The organism is Telluria sp. BA11, assembly GCF_056680305.1.
This window is the reverse complement of sequence record NZ_CM155275.1, coordinates 39,375-62,697: the sequence shown is the minus strand read 5'-3', so window position 1 is coordinate 62,697 and position 23,323 is coordinate 39,375. Positions and strand designations below refer to the sequence as shown.

The window sequence follows — 23,323 nt, the reverse complement described above, 5'->3', positions numbered from 1 at the left end:
TCACCGGAGGCTGGCCGGCGCATCGGCGTAGAACGTGCGGTAGCTGGCGTAGTCGGCCTGGCTGGCGGCGACGAACGACAGCGGCACGGGGGCATGGATCAGTGCGCCCGATTCGGCGAGCACGCGCTTGCCTTCCGGGTCGTTGTGCATCGTGAGGAAGGCATTGGCGACGGCGCGTACCTGGTCCGCCGGCACGCGTGGCGAGGCCATCAGCGCAAGATCATTGAACGGCGCCGACGTCCACAGCACGCGAAACGCGCTGCCTTCGCGGCCGCGCCAGTTGGCCACCAGCTGTGAATTGGCGCCGACGGCCTTGACCATGCCGGCGAACAGCTGCGTGAACGCAGCGTCCTGGTTGCCGGCGAATACGACGTTAATAGGGATGTCGGCGCGCAGCAGCTGCGCATAATTGACCTTGTAGGCCACCAGTGCTTCGGGCCCCGGAAAACTCACGGCGGCGCCGGCCAGTTCCTTGATGTCCCTGATCGGCGAGTCGACCGGCACCACGATCTGCGCGTGCACCGGCGGCGAGTTGCGGCGCCCGAACACGGTCCAACCCATCTTTTCCCGGTCGGGGCTGAACAGGTGATTGGTGAACGCGAAATCGACTTCGCGGGCCAGCACGAAGCTGGTCGTGTCGGCCGAGGTGCGCCCCAGTTTGAGCTTCATGCAGACCTTGCTGCGGGCCGACACGTAGCTGATGATCGGATTCCAGAAGCTGGCCGAGACCTGGACATTGAATTGATTGACCGGTGAAAAATTGTAGCAGGCAGGTGGGGCGGCGACGGCCGCTTGCGTGACGAGAAAGGCGCCAGCCAGCAGTGACAGATGCAGATTCATGGTTGTGCGATCGTGAGAACAGGATGAAATACGGCCACGTCCCGAGACCGGGCTGGGCTCCGTGATGTCGTGCCATGCGGCAGACAGGCCGGACGCGCGTTAGCGGTCGGGCCAGTGCGCCAGCGTCGCCATCCGTCGATGGATGCGCGAACAGGTCACTGTAGCGCGGGCCGGCGAGGCGCACACATTCCAGATGGAAAGATAATACCATCGGCAAACATTGCTGGTTGGAATGCAATGTTGTATTGAATAACTTAAACGGTTCATGTCCTGTGCGCGCAGCCAAAAACAACAACGGCCCCGAAGGGCCGTCGTTGTCACTGCCAAAAAGAGCGGGGCAGATCAGTCACGAATTTCCAGCTTGCGATTCAGGCTCAGCGCAGCCAGCGTGGCCACGGCTGCCGACAGCAGGTACAGGCTGACGTAGCCCAGGCCGAAGTTGGCCGACAGACCCAGGGCAACCAGCGGGGCGAACGCCGCGCCGACCAGCCATGCCAGATCCGACGTCAGCGCCGCACCGGTGTAGCGGAATTGCTTCTGGAAGTTCGACGTCGTGGCGCCCGCTGCCTGGCCATACGACAGGCCCAGCAGAGTAAAGCCGACCAGGATGAAGGTATTCTGGCCAGCGGTGCCGCCATCGATCAGCGATGGCACGAAGACCGAGAACAGCGCGATCAGTGCAGCCAGCGTACCGAGCGTCGTGCGGCGGCCGACCTTGTCGGCAATGTAGCCCGAGGCAAGGATGCCCAGTGCGGCCAGGGCGGCGCCGCCCATCTGGACCAGCAGGAACGACTCGACCGGACGCGTGTCATACAGCTGGATCCACGACAGCGGGAACACGGTCACCAGGTGGAACAGCGCGTAGCTGGCCAGCGCGGTCATGGCGCCGATGACGATGTTGGTGCCCTGATTACGCATCAGTTCTCCAACCGGGGCAGGCGTCATGTGCTTGCTGTCAAGCAGGCGTGCGTATTCGGTGGTCGAGACCAGGCGCAGGCGGGCGAACAGGCCAACGACGTTGATGGCGAAGGCGACGAAGAACGGGAAGCGCCAGCCCCAGGTCAGGAAGTCTTCCTGCGACAGGTTGCCGATCAGGTAGGCGAAGACGCCGGCGGCGATGACGAAGCCAAGCGGTGCGCTGAGCTGACCCAGCATCGCGTACCAGCCGCGCTTGCCTTCAGGCGCGGACAGCGCCAGCAGCGACGGCAGACCATCCCACGAACCGCCCTGGGCGATACCCTGGCCGATGCGCAGCAGCGCCAGCATCACGATGGCGGCGCCGCCGATTTCGCTGTAGCTCGGGAGCAGGGCGATGACGACGGTGCAGGTACCCATCATGAACAGGGCGATCAGCAGTTTCATGTCGAGGCTCCAGCGTTTCTGGATCCACATGAAGAGCAGGGTGCCGAACGGACGCGCGATGAAAGCGAACGCGAAAATGACAAAGGCGTACAGTGTACCTTCGAGACGATCGGCAAACGGGAAGAAGATCGACGGGAACACCAGCACCGAAGCGATGGCATACACAAAGAACTCGAAGTACTCCGCCGAACGACCGACAATGACGCCGACGGCGATGTCGCCGGGGGAAATGTGTTCGTCGCGGGCGTTGATATTGCGTGCGCCGCTGTTCGGGCTCGTGATTGGAGCGGCGTCGTCGCTGCCGTGGGTAGTGCTGTGCATGGTTAATTCTCCAAAAGTCGTGTCGCGGTCGCCACTATTGTGGGTAACACTATTGTTAAAATTGCATTATGGCAAAGGGTGGGACAAACTGTCCAATGTTCTTTGACGACCGTTGGCAGTACAGTAGCATGCTCTCCCTCCATGTAACGTTAGATACCTAGCATGATTCCACAAATTGTCCGCCGCGGACTGCCATTACTTCTTCTTGCAGCGCTTGCTGGCTGCAATACCGTCGTAATGAATCCCACCGGCGATATAGCAAAGCAGCAGGCCGATCTGATCGTAATATCGGTTCTATTAATGTTGATCATCATCATTCCGGTGATGCTGTTGGTCGTCTGGTTCGCCTGGCGCTACCGCAAGGGCGCCAACGCGGCCTACGAACCTGACTGGGACCATTCGACCAAGCTCGAACTGATCATCTGGGGCGCACCGCTCCTGATCATCATCGTGCTGGGCCTGATTACCTGGGTCAGTACCCACAAGCTCGACCCGTATCGTCCGCTCGACCGCATCGACGCCAACCGGCCGCTCGCTGCGTCCGTCAAGCCACTTGAAGTGCAAGTGGTGGCGCTGGACTGGAAATGGCTGTTCATTTATCCAGAACAGGGCATTGCGTCGGTCAATCACCTGGTGACCCCGATCGACGTGCCGGTGCGCTTCAAGATCACGTCGTCGACCGTGATGAACACGTTCTACATCCCGACCCTGGCTGGCATGATCTACGCGATGCCGGGCATGGAAACGGAACTGAACGCGGTGCTGAACAAGACCGGCGATTATCGCGGCCTGTCGGCCAACTTCAGCGGCGACGGTTTCTCGCACATGAAGTTTGCCTACAAGGGCGTGACGCAGGCCGATTTCGACACCTGGGTCAAGGAAATGAAGACCGGTACCGAAGTGCTCGATCGCGCTGACTACATGGTGCTCGAAAAGCCGACCGCCAAGGAGCCGGTGCGCCATTACGCACAGGTCGAGCCTGCGCTGTTCAACCGCATCCTGAACCGCTGCGTTGCTGAAGGCACCATGTGCATGAATCAGCAAATGCACGAGGATCACAAGCGCAACGAAATGGCCGCGGCCATCCGCCAGTTGCCGAAGGATGGCAAATCCATGCTGGCCGAGGCGCTGGAAATGTGCGTCGCCCCTTTTAACACTGTGAAGAAGTAACCATGCAAGACACTTTCGACTTGACGAAGTTTATCTTCGGTCGGCTTGGCTGGGACGCGATTCCCTTCCATGAGCCGATCCTGCTTGCTACCTTCGCAGGTGTGATCGTAGGCGGTGTTGCCCTCGTGGGCATCCTGACCTACTTCCGCCTGTGGGGCTCCTTGTGGAAAGACTGGATCACCAGTATCGACCACAAGAAAATCGGCATCATGTACATGATCCTCGGTCTGGTCATGCTGCTGCGCGGCTTCGCCGACGCCCTGATGATGCGTACCCAGCAGGCGCTCGCCTTTGGCGACAACGCCGGCTTCCTGCCGCCGCACCACTACGACCAGGTCTTCACCGCCCACGGCGTGATCATGATCTTCTTCGTGGCGATGCCGTTCGTGACGGGCCTGATGAACTACGTGGTGCCACTGCAGATCGGTGCGCGCGACGTGGCATTCCCGTTCCTGAACAACTTCTCGTTCTGGATGACCACGATGGGCGCCGTGCTGATCATGGCATCGCTGTTCGTCGGTGAATTCGCACGTACCGGCTGGCTCGCGTATCCGCCGCTGTCGGGCATCCTTGCCAGTCCGGGGGTAGGCGTCGACTATTACATCTGGTCATTGCAGATCGCGGGTGTGGGTACCTTGCTGTCGGGTGTGAACCTGATCGTCACCATCATCAAGATGCGCGCACCGGGCATGGGCCTGATGAAGATGCCAGTCTTCGTCTGGACTTCGCTCGCCACCAACATCCTGATCGTCGTGACCTTCCCGATCCTGACCGCCGTGCTGGCCATGCTGGGCATGGACCGCCTGTTCGACACCGCGTTCTTCACGAACGACCGTGGCGGCAACGCGATGATGTACGTGAACCTGATCTGGATCTGGGGTCACCCCGAGGTCTACATCCTGATCCTGCCAGCCTTCGGTATCTTCTCCGAAGTGGTCTCGACCTTCTGCGGCAAGCGCCTGTTCGGCTACACCTCGATGGTCTACGCGACCTGCGTCATCATGGTGCTGTCGTACCTGGTCTGGCTGCACCACTTCTTCACGATGGGTTCGGGCGCCAGCGTCAATGCGTTCTTCGGTATCACGACGATGATCATCTCGATCCCGACCGGCGCGAAGCTGTTCAACTGGCTGTTCACGATGTACCGCGGCCAGATCCGCTTCGAACTGCCAATGATGTGGACGATCTCGTTCATGCTGACCTTCACCATCGGCGGCATGACCGGCGTGATGCTGGCGATTCCTGCGGCCGACTTCGTGCTGCACAACTCGCTGTTCCTGATCGCACACTTCCACAACGTGATTATCGGTGGCGTGGTGTTCGGTATCTTCGCGGGTCTGAACTACTGGTTCCCGAAAGCGTTTGGCTACAAGCTCGACAAATTCTGGGGCACCGTGTCGTTCTGGCTCTGGTCGATCGGTTTCTGGGTCGCGTTCACGCCGCCATACATCCTGGGCTTCATGGGCTATACCCGCCGCGTGAGTCACTTCGATGACATGTCGGTCCAGTGGCTGTTCCAGATTTCGTTCCTGGGCACCCTGATGATCGCTGGTGGTATCGGCGCGCTGCTGATGCAACTGTATGTCAGCTTCCGTGACCGTAACACCGCACGTCTGCGCGATTTCACGGGCGATCCGTGGGATGGCCGTACGCTGGAATGGTCGACCTCGTCGCCACCACCCGACTACAACTTCGCGTTCACGCCGGTGGTGCACGACAACGACACCTTCGCCGACATGAAGAAGAACGGTTACCAGCGTCCGCTCGCCGATTTCGTCGCGATCCACATGCCCAAGAACACCTGGGCCGGTTTCGTGATCTCGGCACTGGCGTGCGCGGTCGGCTTTGCCATCATCTGGCATATGTGGGCTCTCGTGATCGGGGCGTTCATCGTCCTGCTCGGTACGATCATTGCCCATACCTTCAACTACAAACGCGATTTCTACATTCCGGCTGAAGAAGTCCTGAAGACCGAAACCGCACGTACTCGTATGCTGGAAAGCCATGTCTGAAATTAAAGCAACCATGACAGGCGGGATGACACCCGCCGAAGTGACCGCGCGCTACATGGCGCGGGAGCACCACCCGGAGCAGGGCACGTTGCTCGGCTTCTGGCTCTACCTGATGAGCGACTGCCTGCTGTTCGCATCGCTCTTCGCGGCCTACGCCGTGCTGGGCCGCAACTACGCGGGCGGCCCGACCGGCGCCGAGCTGTTCGAACTGCCGCTGATCGCACTCAACACCGGCTTCCTGCTGGTGTCGTCAATCACTTTCGGCATGGCCATGATCTCGGCGCAAGCCAAGAACGTGGGCAAGACCAAGCTGTGGCTGGTCGTCACGGGCCTGCTGGGCGTGGCGTTCCTGTCGCTGGAAATCTATGAGTTCCAGCACCTGATCCACCTGGGCGCCGGTCCACAGCGTTCGGGCTTCCTGACCGCGTTCTTCTCGCTGGTCGGTACCCACGGTCTGCACGTGCTGTTCGGCATCGTGTGGCTGGTGACCCTGTTCGTGCAGCTGTCCAAGCACGGCATGACGCCGGAAAACTTCCGTCGTCTGGCCTGCCTGTCGCTGTTCTGGCACTTCCTGGATCTGGTCTGGATCTTCGTGTTTACCTTTGTCTACCTGATGGGAGTGCTGCCATGAGCGATCATCATAACGAGCACGACCATGGTCATCATGGTCATGACAGCTACCAGATCCACTACAGTGGCAAGGATTATGCAATTGGCTTCGCGCTGTCGCTGATCCTCACCGCGATTCCGTTCTGGCTGGTGATGGGCAATGTGCTGGCCCCGGACATGACCCGCTGGGTCATCCTCGGCTTTGCCGCGGTCCAGCTGGTGGTCCAGATGGTCTACTTCCTTCACCTGAATTCGAAGGCTGAAGGCGGCTGGAACATGATGGCACTGGTGTTGACGCTGGTTCTGCTGGTCATCGTGATGTCGGGCTCGATCTGGGTCATGCACCACATGAACACCAACATGATGCCGGGCATGGGTGCTGAAAACACCTCCGACATGACCTGACCGTGGTGACGCACGCGCAGCAGCCGCCGACCCTGTCGGCGCAGGATCAGCCCCCGCCACGGCGCTCGCCTTTCGTGCGACGCCTGGTGGCGGTGCTGGCCTTGCTGCTGCTCGTGCTGTTTGCAGCTCTGGGGACCTGGCAGGTATTTCGCCTGCAATGGAAACTGGACCTGATCGAACGCGTCGATGCACGCGTTCATGCGGCGCCTGCTGCGCTCCCTCCGGTGGCGCAGTGGCCGCAGATTTCCAAGGAATCCGACGAATACCGGGCCGTTGCCCTGTCGGGTCACTATCTCTACCAATACACCGCACCCGTCCAGGCGCTGTCCGAGCTGGGCGCGGGCTTCTGGCTGCTCACGCCGTTCTGCACGGACGAGGGCCACATCGTGTTTGTCAACCGCGGCTTCATCCCGTCATCGGGCGATATCGCCACGCGCTTCCCGGCGCGCACCGCCGGGCCTGATGCCTGCGCCGTCCCGGGCGAGCCGGTGGCGCTGACCGGGCTGCTGCGCATCAGCGAGCCCAAAGGCGGCTTCCTGCGCGACAACGACCCGGCCGGCAACCGCTGGTATTCGCGCGACATCATCGCCTTGACCGCCGCGCGCGGGTTCGACGCGGCCCGCACGGCGCCGTTTTTCGTCGATGCTGGCAAGAACCAGGATCCTGCGACAGCGCCCGAGAGCGCCGTCGGCGGTCTGACCGTCATCTCGTTCCCAAATAATCACCTCGTGTACGCGCTGACTTGGTATGCTCTCGCCCTCATGGTGGCCGCAGCCTGGTGGTGGGTGGCCCGCTACGAGGCGAAGCGCTCCCGCGACGCCAACGATTAAAGACGCCCCGACCGCATTGCCGCGCACGGGGCATTGAACGGACGGGTTTCGATGCAATCTCCGCTGGATTTCTTCGCCAGGGCGGCGCGCACGTCGCCGTCGGCGGCGGCTGCGAACGTGGAATTCGCAGCCGGCCACAAGAACATGCTGCAGCTGATCGAGCTGCGCTGGATCGCCGTCATCGGCCAGGTCACCACGATCGCCGCCGCGATCCTGCTGTTCGGGATCGCGCTGCCGCTGGTGCACATGCTGCAGGTGCTCTCGTGCCTGATCGCCTTCAATATCGCCAGCCACCTGCGCTGGCACGAACGCCGCCCGGTCTCGAACGGCGAGATGTTCATGGCCATCCTGGTCGACGTCTCGAGCCTGACCGTGCTGTTGTACCTGTCCGGCGGCACCACCAACCCGTTTGCGTTTTTGTACCTGCTGCAGGTGATCGTCTCGGCCGTGCTGCTCGACGTGCTGTGGACCTGGAGCATCGTCGTCATCACGATCACCTGCATGGCGGGGCTGGCGGCGTTCGCCGAACCGCTCGCGCTGCCGTTTGACCACGAGCGCGGGATCGGCAGCCTGTATGTCCAGGGCTTGCTGGTCTGCTTCGCGCTCAATGCCGGGCTGCTGGTGATGTTCGTCTCACGCATTTCGGACAATGTGCGCGACAAGGCCACGCAGCTGGCCGCGCTGCGCCAGAGTGCGGCCGAAGAAGAACACATCGTGCGCATGGGCCTGCTTGCCAGCGGCGCCGCGCATGAACTGGGCACGCCGCTGTCGACGGTGTCGGTGATCCTGGGCGACTGGAAGCGCATGCCCGCCTTTCGTGACGACGCCGAGTTGCTGGGCGAACTGACCGAGATGCAGACCCAGCTCAAGCGCTGCAAGTCGATCGTCAGCGGCATCCTGCTGTCGGCCGGCGAAGCGCGCGGCGAGTCGGCCGAACGCACGACGGTGCGGGGCTTTCTCGATGGCCTGGTCGAACGCTGGCAGGCCAGCCGCCCGGTGCGCGCATTCACGTACAATAACCGCATCGCCGACGACTGGCCGGTGGCGAGCGACTCGGCGCTGCGCCAGACGGTTGACAATCTGCTCGACAATGCGCTGGAAGCCTCGCCCGACTGGGTCTGCTTCGATGCGCACATCGACGAGCGTACGCTGGTGCTGTCCGTGCTCGACCGTGGTCCCGGCTTTGCGCCCAGCATGCTGGCGCAATTCGGCAAACCGTACCAGTCCACCAAAGGTAAACCCGGTGGTGGTCTGGGCTTGTTTCTGGCCGTGAACGTCGTGCGCAAACTGGGCGGCACGGTGACGGCGACCAACCGGCCGGAAGGCGGCGCCGTGGTCATGCTGCGTCTGCCGATGTCGGCCATTGAACTGGAAGAGGAGCTGAACGATGCCGAACCCTGAGCCGCTGCTGCTCATCATCGAAGACGACGAGGCCTTTGCCCGCACGCTGAGCCGCTCGTTCGAGCGGCGCGGTTACCGCGTGCTGGGCGCCACCGGCCACGATGAAGCGGCCGCCATCCTGGCGCACCACAATCCGGGCTACGCCGTGGTCGACCTGAAGCTCAAGGGCCAGACCTCGGGCCTGGCCTGCGTGCAACTGCTGCACGAGCACGACCCGGACATGCTCATTGTCGTACTGACCGGCTTTGCCAGCATCGCCACTGCGGTCGAAGCGATCAAGCTCGGCGCCGTCCAGTATCTGGCCAAGCCGTCGGACGCCGACGATATCGAGGCAGCGTTCGGGCACGTCGCCGGCAGCGCCGAAATCGAGGTCACCAACCGCTCGACGTCGATCAAGACGCTGGAATGGGAACGCATCCACGCCGTGCTGGCCGAGACCGATTTCAATATCTCCGAGGCGGCGCGCCGGCTGGGCATGCATCGTCGCACGCTGGCGCGCAAGCTCGAGAAGCAGCGGGTGAAGTGATCATGCGCGCGCTCATCATCGGTGTCGCGCTGTTGCTGGCAACAGGGGCCGAGGCGCTGGCGGCACCGGCTCAGGCCCAGGCCCAGGTCGATGCCGGCCGCCGGCTGTTCGCGCGCTGTACCAACTGTCACGAGGTTGGCGCGGGCGCCCGCAATGGCTTTGGGCCGCAATTGAACGGGATCGTGGGCCGCAAGGCGGGCAGCGCCCCTGCGTATGCCTACTCGCCGGCGTTGAAGAAGGCGGGCTTCGTCTGGAACGAGCAGAATCTGGTGGCGTTCATTCGCGACAGTGAAAAGGTCGTGCCGGGTAACAAGATGCGCTTTCTCAGCTTCATGAGCGAGAAGCAGGCCGCCGAGATCGTGGCCTACCTGCGCACGCAGGGTGCAGTGGCTGCGCCGCCAGTGCCGAAAAGATAGCAAGGCTGCTTTTAGCGCAGCCTTGCCGGTAGCACGATGCTTACCTGGCCTGGCGCCGCTTGCGCGATGCGAGCAGGACGCCCAGGCCGCCGAGCAGCAGCGCAGCACTGGCCGGTTCCGGCACATCGACCGGTGGTTCAGGCAGTGCATCCAGATCCGTGATCGTCAGGGAGTATCTGCCAGCGCCCAGGTACTCGGTCAGCGCAAACGTGCCCAGGCGGAAAGTTGGATTGTCTTCCGAACCTGTGTAGAGCTGGAACCCCAGGGCACTGAACAACAAGTTGTTGCCATGGAAGTCAATGATCTCCATGCCGCCATCGATGGCCTCGTTGTAAAAGGCCATGTCCACAACGCCTTTAGACGAGTCGGGGAAATTGCCGGCAATGTCCCACAGGACGAAGCCTTTGCCGTCATCGGCGAGATCGGACAGGACGGTCGAATTCAATTGCCAGCTGGCTGCGTAGTCACCGGTCAGCTGGAACTTGTACAGCGCTGCATTGGCCACGCCAGCAGAAAACAGCATGGCGGCAAGGGCGACATTCCTCAAGCTTTTGATCAGTTTCACAGAGCACTCCGTGGTAGTGAAGGTTGGATGAACATTCATGGGACATCGACTTTCGGATACTGCTGTTGCGATATCCATTAAGCACGGAACGTGCCTGTTCAAATTCCTCAATACCAACAGGTGCTTACGTAAAGATACAGGAAGTCACTTCATCAAACTGTAAGATTGGTCGACAATGTCCGCGCATCGAACAGGTTCAACAGTGCTTCCATCTGCACCGGCTTGTTCAGATGATGGTCAATGCCGGCATCGACCGAGCGCTGGCGCGACTCGGCGTCACTCCAGCCGGTCAGCGCGACAATGAAGGTAGCGTCGTCCAGCAAGCCTTGCGCACGTGCCGCAATGGCGACCTCGTAGCCGGACATATCGGGTAAGCCGATATCGAGCAGCAACACACGGTAGCGATCGTGCGCCAGCGCGGCCAGGGCGGCGGCGCCGGTATGGGCAATGTTCACGTCGAAGCCGTGCAATGCGAGCAGCGCCTGCAACAGTTCGGCTGCATCGACGTTGTCGTCCACGACCAGCACCGACGGCGCCTGCCGGGGTGCTTCGAGCGCGGCCGGCGCCGGCGCGGCAATGGCCGTCGCGTGCACGTCGGTGCTCAGGGGCAGGGCGATCTCGAACGATGCGCCCCGGCCGTGGCCGTCGCTGTGCGCGGTGAGCGTGCCGCCGTGGCGCAGGACCAGGTCGCGCGTCAGCGCCAGGCCGATGCCCAGGCCACTGTTGCCATCGTTGCCGCTGCGGCCTTCCTGCGTGAACATGTCGAACAGGCGGGGCAGCATGTCCGGCGAAATGCCGCGGCCCGTATCGGTGACCCGAATGCGCGCCATGCCGTCGGTCCCGGTGCTGATGTGCAGATGGATGTCGCCCTGGTTGCCCGAGAACTTGAAGGCATTGTGCAACAGGTTCGACACGCACTGGGCGATGCGCGTGCTGTCGACATCGACAGGGATCCGCTGCGGCGGCAGCGTCAGCTGGAAGTTGGCGGCCGATTGTTCGATCATCGGCGCGCTCGTTTCCAGCGCGCTGCCAATCACGTCACGCAGGTCGGCCGGCGCGACCTGCAGTGTCAGCTTGGCCGAATGGATACGCGACGCGTCCAGCAGGTCGTCGACCAGTCGCGTCAGTTGCAGCCCCTGGCGCGTGATGATGGCCGCGGCGCGGGCCAATGGTTCATCGTTGCCTGCGCGCATGGCGATCAGCTGGGCTGCCGACAGGATCGGCGCCAGCGGATTGCGCAGTTCGTGCGCCAGCATCGCGATGAAGACGTCTTTTTGCCGGTTCGCTTCGCTCAGCTCGGCCTGGCGCGCCACCAGCGCATCTTCGCTTTCGCGCAAACGGGTGCCGGTCGTGCGCAGCTTGCGCATGGCCAGGTTCATGCGCTCGATGACGAGGCAGTCGACCACCAGGATCGACGCGAAAAAAACCAGTGCGATCAGGTCGCTGTGCGCCATGGCGGCCGGCGCCAGACGCGGGCCCATGAAAAATGCCCAGGCCGCCCAGGTGCTCAGGAATGCGGTCAGCAGGCCCGGCCCGAGACCGGCGAGGTAGGCCGCCAGCAGCACTGCAGGGAAGAACGACAGGAACGGGAAGCCGCGCGCCGGCAAGATGTCCACCAACATGAAGCGGGCCGCCAGCGCCACGACGAACAGGAACAGCGCGAACAGATAGCGCAGTGCGAGCGGCGCCGCGCCGTCACGCCAGGTGCCGCCGGAAAACTGGGGTTGCATATTCAGGATGGGAAGAAGGTTGCGACGCCGGGGAGGTGGCGTCGCTTGAACGACCGATTATAAACAGTAATGCACGGCAAGTTCACGAAGAAAGCTTACTGAGTGTAAATGCAGCGAGAAACCCCGCCGCGACGATCAGGCCGGCAAAATCATGGGTTTCGTCGAAGGCCTCGGGGATCATCGTGTCGACCACCATCGCCAGCACGCCCCCGGCTGCCACCGCTGTGATTGCCGCCAGCATTTCAGGCGGGAACTGGTGAAACACCGTGAAGCCCACCGTCGCCGCCAGGCTGGAGGCCACGGCAATCGCTGCCCAGATGCCCATGATATAGCCGGTCGAATGGCCGGCGCGCTTCATCCCGGCTGCGCTGGACAATCCTTCGGGCAGGTTCGACAGGAACACCGCTGCCACCATGGCCATGCTGACACCCTGGCCACCCAGCAGCGACAGGCCGATGACGATCGACTCGGGAATCCCGTCCAGCAAGGCGCCGATGGCAATGGCCGTGCCGCTGGCTTTCGCCTTGGGATCGGCGCCCTCCTGCGGTGTGGAGCGCTTGCGGTGCTTGGCGCCCTTGCGCGCCAGCAGCCAGTTGGCGCCCGTATAGATGCCGGCGCCGACACGAAGCCGGTGGCCGTCGAGGCAAGCCCGCCGGTCTCGAGTGCTTCATCCATTAACTCGAACGACAGCGCCGAAATCAGCACGCCGCTGCCAAATGCCATGATGGCCGCGACCAGACGCTTGGGCACGGCATAGCGCACCCCGATCCCGGCGCCCAGCAGCAGCGCGCCGCCTGCCAACAATCCCCATCCACCTGCCTGCAACCAGCCTGCTATTTCCATACTATTCCTGTGTGTTCGGGTGTGCGGCGCCCTCATGTGTCCATTGGCACAAATAAGGTTGCCTTGATTATACTTTTCGGGCAATATAGGGACGTGGCAAGTGGGTCGTTCGACCACCTTGCCCCGATCAGCAAAGAGGCGGTCAGCGCCGCGTCTTTTCGTCCCCCGCATTCGTCGGGGGGCTTTTTTTTTCCGGTGTCTCCCGAGTAGTGCTGTTATGACTGGCCAAGCGGAATCTTGCCCGCCGCCTCATCGGCATCGAGTTGCGCAATCAATCTACCCAGATCCTGTTCGAGCCGTAGCAGCGTCGATTCGTCGAGCGTGGCCAATGCATTCGGCAACACGCCGGCAAGGGGCGCCGGTGCGCGACGCAGCACTTCCTGGCCGGCCGGCAGTACGCGCAGGGCGACGCTGCGCCGGTCCGTGCCTTCGCGCGCGGCGCTGACGTAGCCACGCTCGACCAGGCCGCGCACCAGGTTGCTGGCAGTGGACTGGTGAATATCGAGCGCGCGGCTCAGGCTCGTTGCGCCGATCCCGGGCTGGCTGTCGATCACCGACAGCGCCCAGACCTGGGCGCCTCCCAGGCCGGATTCATGTTCGAGTTGACGAAAGTGGGTCTTGACCGCATTGAAGACGATACGGAACTGACGCAGCACGCGCTGGGGCGGCGCATCGGGCGGCAAGGGCTGGGCAGGGGCTAGGGGTTCGGACGACATGCGCGAGATGATAATGCAAGCGTTGTCAAAACACATCATCGCACCGCAGATTCTTCTGCCAGGGCGCCGTGTCAGCGTTGCGCCCGGACGTCCCGTTCTGCGCTAGCATCTGCTGTATGTACAGCGTCTCTGCCCGCCGCTCATTGGGTACCGGACGCGGCCTGTCGCGGGCTGCGGTGGTGACCTGCTTGCTCGGCCTCATGCTGACAGCGGCGCTGTGCGGCGTCGTGCGCACGCTGGAGACCGAGCGGGCCAACGCCGAATTCGCGCAGCGCGCCGGCGTGCGCGTGGCCGCCGTCAAACAGGCATTTGCCGGCGCCGTCGATGCGGCGCGCGCCGTCAATCTGTTCTTCCGTGCGTCGCACCATATCTCGCGCGAAGAATTCGATGCGTTTGCGTTGCCGCTGGTGGCGAATCATGGTTACCTGAAAGCGATCGTGTTCCAGCGTTTCGTCAGCGCCGCCGAGCGCCCGGCATTCGAGGCCGAGCGCCGCGCGTTCTGGCCGGCCTTCCAGATCCGCGAACGCGCGGCGGGTGGCGCGACAGATAGCGCTGCGACGCTGGTACGTGCCGGCGAGCGCCCCCTTTATCTGGTCAACGATTACGTTGCGCCCATCCTTGGCAACGCCATCGCGTTTGGCGACGACGCATGGTCGTATCCGCCGCAGCGACAGGTCAGCCAGACGGCGATCGATGCCGGTGAGCCGGTCGCCAGTCCCCTGGTCACCCTGCTGCAGGGCGGCGGCGGGCGCCGGGGCATCCTGATCAGCGTGCCGGTCTACCGGGGTAACGAGCGCCCCGTGGACGTGCTGGCGCGGCGCGCCGCCGTTATCGGCCACACCGAAGTCGTGATCGATGTCGCGCTGCTCGTGGGTGGCACCCTGCATGCAGTACGCCTGCTGGATGACGAGGCCGTGGGGTTGTCCCTGCACGGGCCGGATGTCGATGGCCAGATCGTGACGGCCTACCGCCATGGCCCCGGCGCGCGCGCCGGCGGCTGGTTCTCCCGCGTGGGCGACGGCGATATCCTGCGTCATGTCGAACCGGTCGATATCGCGGGCAGCCACTGGCAGGTCATGGTCGAGGAACAGTCCCTGGCGTTCGGACGTCACGCGGGCGAACTGGTGGCGCTGGCGCTGGGCCTGGTGCTGAGTGCCGCGACCGCCACGCTGGTGCAGCAGCGCGTGGCGCGCACGCGTCGCATCGAGACGCTGGTCGCGCAGCGCACTGCCGCGCTCGAGCGGACGACCGGCTCGCTGCGCGTGTACGAGCGGGCGATGGCGTCCAGCGCCAATCCGATCCTGCTGGTCAATGCGCGTGCACCGGGCTACCCGATCGGCTACGCCAATCCGGCCTGCGAGCGCACCTTTGGCTATGCGCCGCAGGAACTGGCCGGCCAGCCGCTCGCGCTCCTGCTGGGTTCCGACACCGACCAGCCGTCAGTGCATGCGTTGTGCGCGTCGCTGCGCCAGCAGCGCGAGGAAAACGCGCTGGTGACGATGCACTCGCGCGACGGCGCCGAACTGATCAGCGATGTCTACATCGCGCCAGTGCGCCGTGCGGACGGCAAGGTCGGCCATTTCGTCATCACTGTCTACGATGTCACCACCGCCAAACGCTACGAGGCTGAACTCGAGCGCCACGCCCGTTACGACACGCTGACGGGCCTGGCCAACCGCGCGCTGCTGGCCGATCGCATCGAGCGTGCGATTGCCGCCGCCGCCGCGACCGGGGCACTGGTATGGGTCGTGCTGCTCGACGTCGATCATTTCAAGCTGATCAACGATACGCTGGGGCGCGCTGCCGGCGACGAGGCGCTGCGCCTGCTGGCCACGCGCATCAGGCGCACGCTGCGCCCGCTCGACACGGCGGCGCGCGTCGGTGGCGACGACTTCGTGCTGGTGCTGTGCGGCTGCAGCGACGAACGCCAGGCTGCCACCCGCGTCAAGCAACTGCGCGACGCGGTGGCCGAACCATTGCAACTAGGTAACCAGCACCTGGTACTCGGCTGCAGCGCCGGCGTGGCGTCCTGGCCGGCCGATGGCGCCGACGCCGATACGCTGGTCAAGCATGCCGAAATCGCCATGTACCGCGCCAAATCGAACGGGCGCAATGCGGTGCAGTTCTACGCGCCGCACATGAACGCACAGGCGTTCGACCGGCTGGCGCTGGAAAGCGCGCTGCGGCGCGCGCTGCACGAGCAGCAGTTCACGCTGCATTTCCAGCCGCAGATCGACCTGGCCACCGGTCGCGTGGTCGGCACCGAGGCGCTGATCCGCTGGCGCCACCCGCTGCTGGGCACGATCCAGCCGGAGCGTTTCATTGGTCTGGCCGAAGAAACGGGCCTGATCGTGCCGATCGGCGCCTGGGTGCTGCAGACGGCATGCCGCCAGAACCGGCAGTGGCAACGCAGCGGGCTGGGGCCGCTGCGCATCGCCGTGAACCTGTCGGCGCGCCAGTTGGCCGAGCCCAGTCTGCTGGACAGCGTCGAGCGCGTGCTCCACGAGACCGGCCTGCCGCCCGCGTCGCTCGAGATCGAACTGACCGAAAGCATGATGATGGGCGATATCGAATCAGCCATCCACACGATGGAATGCTTCAAGCGCATGGGTGTGAAGCTGTCGATTGACGACTTTGGCACTGGCTACTCCAGCCTGCAGTACCTGAAACGCCTGCCGGTGGACGTGCTCAAGATCGACCGCTCGTTCGTGCAGGACATGGTGGGCAGCGCCGACGGCGCGGCGCTGGTCGACGCCATCATTTCGCTGGCCCACGGCCTGCGCATGCACGTCATTGCCGAGGGCGTCGAGACAATCGCACAGCTCGACTTCCTGCGCGGCGCCGGCTGCGACTCGGTGCAGGGCCACGTCTACAGCCGCCCGCAGACGGGGGAACGGATCGAGGTACTGCTGCGCGCCGGTCACATCGAGCCGAAAACCAGCACCGCGTGACGCCTGATGCAAGGCGCGCCGGGCGCAGGCCACCGGTCGGCTATACTTGCCGAATTGACAGATTGAGCAGGCAGGAATAGCGCGTGGACCAACACCAGAACGATGACAACACGGGCAGCACGCCTGCGCCGACTTTCCAGCAACGCTTGCAACGCCTCGTCCGGCGTGGGTTCACCGGGGCCCGAACCGGGGCCGGCGCGCTCAGGTCCGGCGCGCAGCAGCGCCTGCACGGGCAGCCGATGCCGGTCAAGCTGGCGCTGATCGCCTTGTGGACAATGGCCGCCGGCCTGATGGCGATTCTGGCCTGGCTGTTGGTGCTGATACCCCTCACACCTGGCATCGACGACCTGGAGCAGGCGAGCCAGGCGCGCCCGACCGTGATCCTGGATGCCGGCGGCAAGTCGCTCGGCACCTTCGAGCAGGGCCTGCAGGAGCGCGTCAAGCTGTCGCAGGTCTCGCCCCATGTCGTCAAGGCGCTGATCTCGACCGAAGACCACCGCTTCTACGATCACCACGGCATCGACTTCCGGCGCGTGGGTGGTGCCCTGTGGTCGAGCGTGAAGGGCACGCCGCAGGGCGGTTCGACGATCACGCAGCAACTGGCGCGCAATATGTTCCCGCAAGAGATCGGCCGGGCGCGCAGCATCAACCGCAAGATGAAGGAACTGATCACGGCGATCAAGATCGAGAACACCTACAGCAAGACGCAGATTCTCGAGGCGTACCTGAATACGGTGCCGTTCCTGTACAACGCCTACGGCATCGAAATGGCCGCGCGCACCTATTTCAACAAGCCGGCGTCCAAACTCGATGTGCTCGAATCGGCCACACTGGTAGGCATGCTCAAGGGCACGCATTACTACAATCCAGTGGCCAATCCGGTGCGCTCGCTGGCGCGCCGCAACGTTGTACTGGGTCAGATGCGCAAGCATGGCGCGTTCGACGAGCGGCGCTATGCGGCGCTGATCAAACGCCCGCTGCGCCTGCGCTTTGCGCGCCTGCCGGACCGCAGCGGCAAGGACAACCACTTCAGCGCCTACGTGCGCAAGTGGCTGCTCGACTGGGCCGACGAAAACGATGTGAATCTGCAGCTCGACGGGCTGGTCGTGCGCACCACGCTCGATACTGCGCTACAGGCCGACGCCGAACGCGCCGTCAAGCGCCAGGCCGACATGCTGCAGGCCATTGCCGACGTCGAATGGGCGAACCCGAATGTGCCGCGCTCGACGTCCGGCGGCATGTACACGTCGATGCGGCGCAATGTCGATCCGTTCTCGTACTACTGGATCACGCACGGACGCGAGCTCGATGCATTCGTGCGCGAGACGGGCGCGTACCGCAACGCGGTCGAAGGCGGCGAAGCGCCAGCGGACGCGCTCAAGCGCATCAAGGCCGACCGCAGTTTCATGGCCGACCTGAAAAGCGCCAAGTCACGCCTGGAAGCAGGCTTTGTCGCCATCGATCCCGCCACCGGCGAGGTCAAAGCCTGGGTCGGCAGCCGCGACTTCGAGCGCGACCAGTTCGACCACGTGGCCCAGGCCGCACGCCAGCCGGGCTCGACCTTCAAGCCCATCGTCTATGGCGCTGCGCTCGAACGGGGCATCCCGCAAGACCAGATGTACCGCGACGTGGTGCAGTCCTTCCGTGGCGCGAATGGCAGCGTCTGGAAACCGACCGACATGAGCGGCAACACGGGCCGCGCGATGTCGATGCGCGAGGGCCTGATCTATTCCAAAAACACGATCACCGCGCAGGTGAGCCAGGAAGTGGGCCTGCAGCCGATCATCGACCTGGCCCAGCGGCTGGGCATCCGCCAGAGCAAGCTCGAAGCCGTGCCGGCGCTGGCGCTGGGCACCAGCCCGGTGACGCTGCTGGAAATGGTCAGCAGCTATGCGACCATTGCCGCGCAGGGCGAATACCGCAAGCCGATTTTTGTCCGCCGCATCGAAGACCGCGACGGCAACGTGATTGCCGATTTCGGCGGCAACGCGCCCGAGCGTGCCATGTCGCAGGAGTCGGCCCTGACGCTGATCGACATGCTGCGCGGCGTCGTCACGCGCGGCACGGGTGCCGGCGTGCGCAGCCGTTTTGGCATCTATGGCGACGTCGCCGGCAAGACCGGCACCACGCAGAACAATACCGATGGCTGGTTCATCATGATGCACCCGAACCTCGTGGCTGGTGCCTGGGTGGGGTTCAACGACAACCGCGTGGCCATCCGCAGCACTTACTGGGGACAGGGCGGCCATAATGCGGCGCTGCTGGTGGGTGACTTCTTCCGTGGCGCGCTGGACTCCAAGCGCCTCGATGCGGCGGCCTTGCTGCCGGGCGGCAAACGCCCGGAGCCGCGCCGCTACGAAGAAGAAGCGCCCGAGGAAGAGATCTTCGAGGAAGCCCCGATCGAACTGGCGCCGGGCTCGCGTGCCGATCAGCTCGATTTCCTGCAGCAGCCGGTACCAATCCAGCAGGAAGAGGCGATCGAGGTCGCCGAGCCGCAGCCGCAGCAGCAGGAGCAGCAGCCAGCATCTAGCGGCCAGTTGCCGCCGACGCCGATTCCTTAGCCGTCGTCTCCGCGGCCGGCTCGGCGCGCAGGAGCGGGTACGGGTTGATGGCGCCGCCCGTCTCGTAGATGCCGTAGTGCAGGTGCGGCGGCGTGCCTTTTGCATTGCCCGTGTTGCCGACGTAGCCAAGCACACGGCCGGCCTCGATGCGCATCCCGGCCTCGACGTCGGAATAACGGTCCAGGTGCGCATAATAATGGCGCTGACCGCCCGGGCCCGTGACCCAGACCACCAGGCCGCCGAGGCGGTTGGTGCCGACCTGCGCCACGATGCCTTCGGTGCTCGACAACACCGGTGTGCCGCGCTTGGCGAAGATGTCGATGCCCTCGTGTTTCCGGCCTTCGCTGCGCGCGCCACCCCACGTGTTGCGCAGCGCGCGGACCGCAACGCCCTCAACGGGCACCGGCAGCGCGGTGGGCTTGGGCATCGACGCCAGGCGCATCGTGTACAGCGCCCGTTCAATGGTGGGTTGCAACAGGGCGTAGCCCAGGATCAGGATGATGGCAACCACGAGGGCGCGCAGGAAAATTCGCATGGTGGTCTCGTATTGACAAGGTGATATCAATCAGGTGGGGACGCTTTGCCGGATTCCCAGTCTGCAGGGCGGGTCAACCTTTGCAAATGCGATATTCTGCGCGTCTACAACCTCTGGAAAGAAACACCATGCGCGCAAGCCTTTGTCTCCTGTCCGTCAGCCTCGCCCTGGGCGCCTGCTCCGGCATTCCTTCAACCGTGCCTTCAAATTCGCCATCGACCGGCCCCGCGACGGCCGTCGCAACACCAACGCTGGCCGGCACGAGCTGGCGCCTGGCGTCATTCCAGGCGAACGACGATGGCAGCCAGGCGCTGCGGCCCGGCACGCCGGATGGCTTCACGCTGTCGTTCGGCAAGGATGGCCGCCTGGCCGTCAAGCTCGATTGCAATCGCGGCAACGGTCCGTGGCAGGCCGTGGCCACCGATGCGACGGGCGGTACCCTGAGCCTGGGACCGGTGGCGACGACCCGCGCGATGTGTCCGCCCGATGCAGTCGGCTCGCGCCTGGCGCAGGATCTGCCGGCGCTGCGCACCTGGCGCCTGCAGGACAATCGCCTGCACACCGGTTTGCCGGCCGACGCCGGTGTCTATGTGTGGGAACGCATCACGCCATAGCCGGCACGCGCACGACAAAGCAACTGCCTTTGCCGGGCCCGTCGCTATGGACGGCCACGGTGCCGCCGTGCAGGGCAGTGAGTTGCTTGACCAGCGCCAGGCCCAGGCCCAGGCCGCCCTGGCCACGGTCGATGCTCATCGGGCCCTGCACCAGCACATCGAAAATCAGCGGATGCAGCTCGGGCGCGATGCCCACGCCGCTGTCGCTGACGCTGATCGCTATCTGATCACCGTCGCGCCAGACACGCACGTCGACGCGGCCGCCTGTCGGGGTGTACTTGATGGCGTTGTGCAGCAGGTTGTCGACGACCTGTTCCAGACGGGTACGGTCGCCGTCGACCCAGGCATCCGGGATCGTCTCGATGGTCCAGGCGTGCGCGCCGGCGTCGACCAGCGCCTTGGCCTCGGCGCTGCTGCGCACCACCTGCGCGACATCGATGCGGGCGCGGTGCAGCACGATCTTGCCCGACAATATGCGCTGGACGTCGAGCAGGTCGTCGACGATGCAGGTCAGGTGACGCATCTGGCGCCGGCTGATGTCGCGCGCATTGGCCGCGACCTGCGGTTTGAGGTTGGGCATGTCCAGTACCGACATCGCGCCCGAGATCGCTGCCAGCGGGTTGCGCAGTTCGTGACCCAGCATGGCGAGAAAGTCATCCTTGGCCCGGCTCTGGGCCTCGGCCAGGCGGCGCGCGCGCTGCTCGCTGACCAGCAACTGTTCGCGTTCTTCCTGGAGCGATTTGCGCACCTGGCTTTCGCTGGACAGCGCTTCGCTGGTCCGGGCAAGACCTTCAACCAGGGCGTCGACTTCTTCGACCCGGGTGCGGGCGGGCAGGGCAATCGCGCCGTCGGCCAGCAGCGTGACGGCCGCCGCTGCCTGGCTCAGCGCCCGCTCCAGGGTACGCCCGAGGTACAAGACGATGGCCACGGCCAGGCCAAGGAGCAGCACGAGCACGAGCGCCGCGTACCAGGTTGCCGTACGCGCAGCCGCCTCGATTTGCGCCACCGGTACGCCGATGACGATAGTCCAGTCACTGCTTTTTGAACGCGTGAACACGCCGTAGACGTCGCGCCCATCCTGCGTCACATGGCGAAACACGCCGTGGTTCGCGGCGCGCGTGGCGGCCAGGAAGTCCGCGCTCATCGGCTGGCCGAGCGTGTCCGACCCGCGATTGCGCATGATGGCCAGCCCGTTGCGATCGAAGATCCCGACCTTCCAGTCTTCGCCAATGGCGTCATGGCGCAGGATGCGCTCGAAGAAGCGCACGTCGAAAATCTGGCTGACGATGTTGTACCGGCCATCTTCGAGCGGGGCCGGCACGCTCACCGCGACGGTCGGCAATCCCGAATACTCGTCGATGAAATAGCCCGACACGAGGGTGCCGCCCGCAGGCGAGACCTGGCTCGCCCAATCGCGGGTTTTTGACAGCAACTTGGTGCCGACCGGCGCCTGTGTGGTGAACAGTTCGCGGCCTTTGCTGTCGTACAGCACGGTCCAGGATTGGGCATTGTTGGCGTTCGTGCTCGAGGTCCAGCGATGCAGGCGCGCATAGTCCTGCTGGCGCATGCCTTCCGAATAGGCGACGGCGCGCAGCGACGCCTCGGCAGCGGCGATCTCGCGGTCGATCTGGAAAGCGGTGGCGCGGGCCATCTCGCGCACGCTGCGCAGGCGCGAGTCACGCTCCCAGTCAAGCAGCATGGATAATCCGATCCAGGAAGCGATTGCCACGGGTAGCAGGATCGCCCCTGCCATCAGGAACAGGTAAGTGCGGGTTTTCATCGATAGTCGGCGGCGGGCGCGACAAGAAGGCGGGATGCAGCAGATGCTGCGCGCCGTGCCGGGAAAGCGCGTATTGTACTTAAGTTAATAGTTGGATGCGTCGACGTGACGTGCGTGTGCAGGCCGGGCTTGTCAACCCTGCCTGCACGGGCACACCAGAATGTGATCAGAGAATCGGCGTGCCGCCGGTGACGGCGATCCGCGCGCCGGAGATGTAGCTGGCTTCGTCCGAGGCCAGCATCACGAACACGGGCGCTACTTCCTTTGGCTGGCCCGGGCGTTTCATCGGTGTTTCGTCACCGAAGCTTTCCACTTCATCCGCCGGCATGGTCGACGGGATCAGCGGCGTCCAGATCGGACCCGGTGCGACCGAGTTGACGCGGATGCCCTTGTCGGCCAGCAGCTGCGACAGGCCACCCGTGAAGTTGGCGATCGCGCCCTTGGTGGTGGCGTAGGCCAGCAGTGTCGGCTTGGGTTTGTCCGAGTTGATCGACGTCGTGTTGATGATTGAGGAGCCACGCGGCATGTGCTTCACCGCAGCTTTGCACAGATGGAACATGGCGGTGATATTGACCTGGAACGTGTAGTCCCATTCAGCGTCCGGGATGTCTTCGATGGCCTCATGGCTCATCTGGAAGGCGGCATTGTTGACCAGGACGTCGATGCGGCCGAATTCGGTCACGGCGCGCTCGATGACCGCGCGGCAATGCGCCGGATCAGCCAGGTCGCCCGGCACCAGGATCGCGCGGCGACCGGCTTCTTCGACCAGGCGCGCCGTTTCCCTGGCGTCGTCGTGTTCGTTCAGGTACGAGATCAGGACGTCGGCGCCTTCGCGCGCGTACGCCAGCGCCACGGCGCGGCCGATGCCGCTGTCGCCGCCGGTAATCACGGTGGCCTTGTCCTGCAGACGGCCGGAACCGCGATACGACGTTTCGCCGTGATCGGCCTTCGGATGCAGGGCGGCTTCGCTGCCCGGGGGTGTTTGCTGTTGGGATGGCATGTTCATCGGTGGATCCTTTCAGAATTCAGAGCTGAGGGGGAGCCGACTTGAGCTGACTTTATTGAGAGCTGACTCGAGAGCAGACTGCATGAGACGTCAGCGTGACAGTCTCAGCTGCGACGGTCGGTTAGGTGAC

General features: G+C 64.1%; 20 protein-coding genes. 11 read left to right on the top strand and 9 right to left on the bottom strand.

The annotated features are described in order from the left end of the window. Complete coding sequence (locus AC1MGT_RS00290) at positions 1–840, bottom strand: phosphate/phosphite/phosphonate ABC transporter substrate-binding protein (RefSeq protein ID WP_499502372.1); 840 nt, start codon at positions 838–840, stop codon at positions 1–3. 342 nt (positions 841–1,182) lie between these two features. Continuing rightward, positions 1,183–2,523, bottom strand: a complete 1,341-nt coding sequence (locus AC1MGT_RS00285) for an MFS transporter (RefSeq protein WP_499502371.1) — start codon at positions 2,521–2,523, stop codon at positions 1,183–1,185. 162 nt (positions 2,524–2,685) lie between these two features. Between AC1MGT_RS00285 and cyoA the strand changes: the two genes are divergently transcribed. From cyoA to AC1MGT_RS00245, 8 genes are read left to right on the top strand one after another with little or no spacing between them, the layout of a single operon-like run. Then, positions 2,686–3,693, top strand: a complete 1,008-nt coding sequence (gene cyoA / locus AC1MGT_RS00280; protein ID WP_183552478.1) for a ubiquinol oxidase subunit II — start codon at positions 2,686–2,688, stop codon at positions 3,691–3,693. A 2-nt stretch (positions 3,694–3,695) separates the two neighbouring features. Continuing rightward, positions 3,696–5,705: a cytochrome o ubiquinol oxidase subunit I gene (gene cyoB / locus AC1MGT_RS00275; RefSeq protein ID WP_499502370.1), complete on the top strand. Its 2,010-nt coding sequence runs from the start codon at positions 3,696–3,698 to the stop codon at positions 5,703–5,705. Further along, the gene (gene cyoC, locus AC1MGT_RS00270) at positions 5,698–6,336 is read left to right on the top strand and encodes a cytochrome o ubiquinol oxidase subunit III (protein ID WP_499502369.1); all 639 of its coding nucleotides are present in this window, start codon (positions 5,698–5,700) and stop codon (positions 6,334–6,336) included. Before cyoB ends, cyoC begins: the two co-directional genes overlap by 8 nt. Continuing rightward, complete coding sequence (gene cyoD, locus AC1MGT_RS00265; RefSeq protein ID WP_183552472.1) at positions 6,333–6,719, top strand: cytochrome o ubiquinol oxidase subunit IV; 387 nt, start codon at positions 6,333–6,335, stop codon at positions 6,717–6,719. The genes cyoC and cyoD overlap by 4 nt, the downstream gene beginning before the upstream one ends. 2 nt (positions 6,720–6,721) lie before the next feature. After that, a complete protein-coding gene (locus AC1MGT_RS00260) occupies positions 6,722–7,549 on the top strand; it encodes an SURF1 family protein (RefSeq protein ID WP_499502368.1) in 828 nt (275 codons plus the stop codon). A 51-nt stretch (positions 7,550–7,600) separates the two neighbouring features. Continuing rightward, positions 7,601–8,950 carry an ATP-binding protein gene (locus AC1MGT_RS00255; RefSeq protein WP_332532023.1) on the top strand — a complete coding sequence of 450 codons (1,350 nt, stop codon included), beginning with the start codon at positions 7,601–7,603 and terminating at the stop codon, positions 8,948–8,950. Next, on the top strand, positions 8,937–9,476 hold the full coding sequence (locus tag AC1MGT_RS00250) for a response regulator transcription factor (RefSeq protein WP_499502367.1): 540 nt from the start codon (positions 8,937–8,939) through the stop codon (positions 9,474–9,476). Before AC1MGT_RS00255 ends, AC1MGT_RS00250 begins: the two co-directional genes overlap by 14 nt. A 2-nt stretch (positions 9,477–9,478) precedes the next feature. Beyond that, a complete protein-coding gene (locus tag AC1MGT_RS00245; protein WP_499502366.1) occupies positions 9,479–9,892 on the top strand; it encodes a c-type cytochrome in 414 nt (137 codons plus the stop codon). 40 nt (positions 9,893–9,932) lie between these two features. On the opposite strand, the gene AC1MGT_RS00240 is transcribed toward AC1MGT_RS00245, so the two are convergent. From AC1MGT_RS00240 to AC1MGT_RS00225, 4 genes are all read right to left on the bottom strand, one after another. Further along, positions 9,933–10,496 (bottom strand): PEP-CTERM sorting domain-containing protein, encoded by a 564-nt coding sequence (locus AC1MGT_RS00240; protein WP_499502365.1) that lies wholly within the window; start codon positions 10,494–10,496, stop codon positions 9,933–9,935. Positions 10,497–10,609: 113 nt separating this feature from the next. Next, positions 10,610–12,187 carry an ATP-binding response regulator gene (locus AC1MGT_RS00235; RefSeq protein ID WP_499502364.1) on the bottom strand — a complete coding sequence of 526 codons (1,578 nt, stop codon included), beginning with the start codon at positions 12,185–12,187 and terminating at the stop codon, positions 10,610–10,612. Between the two features lie 82 nt (positions 12,188–12,269). Then, positions 12,270–12,674 (bottom strand): ZIP family metal transporter, encoded by a 405-nt coding sequence (locus tag AC1MGT_RS00230; protein WP_499502363.1) that lies wholly within the window; start codon positions 12,672–12,674, stop codon positions 12,270–12,272. 571 nt (positions 12,675–13,245) lie between these two features. After that, positions 13,246–13,746, bottom strand: a complete 501-nt coding sequence (locus tag AC1MGT_RS00225) for a MarR family winged helix-turn-helix transcriptional regulator (RefSeq protein ID WP_499502362.1) — start codon at positions 13,744–13,746, stop codon at positions 13,246–13,248. Between the two features lie 116 nt (positions 13,747–13,862). On the opposite strand from AC1MGT_RS00225, the gene AC1MGT_RS00220 reads away from it, so the two are divergent. Beyond that, positions 13,863–16,697 carry a bifunctional diguanylate cyclase/phosphodiesterase gene (locus AC1MGT_RS00220; RefSeq protein ID WP_499502361.1) on the top strand — a complete coding sequence of 945 codons (2,835 nt, stop codon included), beginning with the start codon at positions 13,863–13,865 and terminating at the stop codon, positions 16,695–16,697. Positions 16,698–16,780: 83 nt separating this feature from the next. Next, positions 16,781–19,258, top strand: coding sequence for a penicillin-binding protein 1A (locus AC1MGT_RS00215; protein ID WP_499502360.1), 2,478 nt, complete (start codon positions 16,781–16,783; stop codon positions 19,256–19,258). Here AC1MGT_RS00215 and AC1MGT_RS00210 read toward each other — a convergent pair. After that, a complete protein-coding gene (locus tag AC1MGT_RS00210) occupies positions 19,224–19,793 on the bottom strand; it encodes a M23 family metallopeptidase (RefSeq protein ID WP_499502359.1) in 570 nt (189 codons plus the stop codon). The genes AC1MGT_RS00215 and AC1MGT_RS00210 overlap by 35 nt on opposite strands. Before the next feature lie 128 nt (positions 19,794–19,921). Here AC1MGT_RS00210 and AC1MGT_RS00205 point away from each other — a divergent pair, with 128 nt between their 5' ends. Next, positions 19,922–20,407, top strand: coding sequence for an META domain-containing protein (locus AC1MGT_RS00205; protein WP_499502358.1), 486 nt, complete (start codon positions 19,922–19,924; stop codon positions 20,405–20,407). Here AC1MGT_RS00205 and AC1MGT_RS00200 read toward each other — a convergent pair. Together AC1MGT_RS00200 and AC1MGT_RS00195 are read right to left on the bottom strand one after the other, a co-directional pair. Further along, entirely contained in the window at positions 20,397–22,187 is a 1,791-nt protein-coding gene (locus AC1MGT_RS00200; RefSeq protein WP_499502357.1) for an ATP-binding protein, read from the bottom strand. The genes AC1MGT_RS00205 and AC1MGT_RS00200 overlap by 11 nt on opposite strands. A 166-nt stretch (positions 22,188–22,353) precedes the next feature. Further along, a complete protein-coding gene (locus tag AC1MGT_RS00195; protein ID WP_499502356.1) occupies positions 22,354–23,193 on the bottom strand; it encodes a glucose 1-dehydrogenase in 840 nt (279 codons plus the stop codon). Positions 23,194–23,323 lie beyond the last annotated feature (130 nt).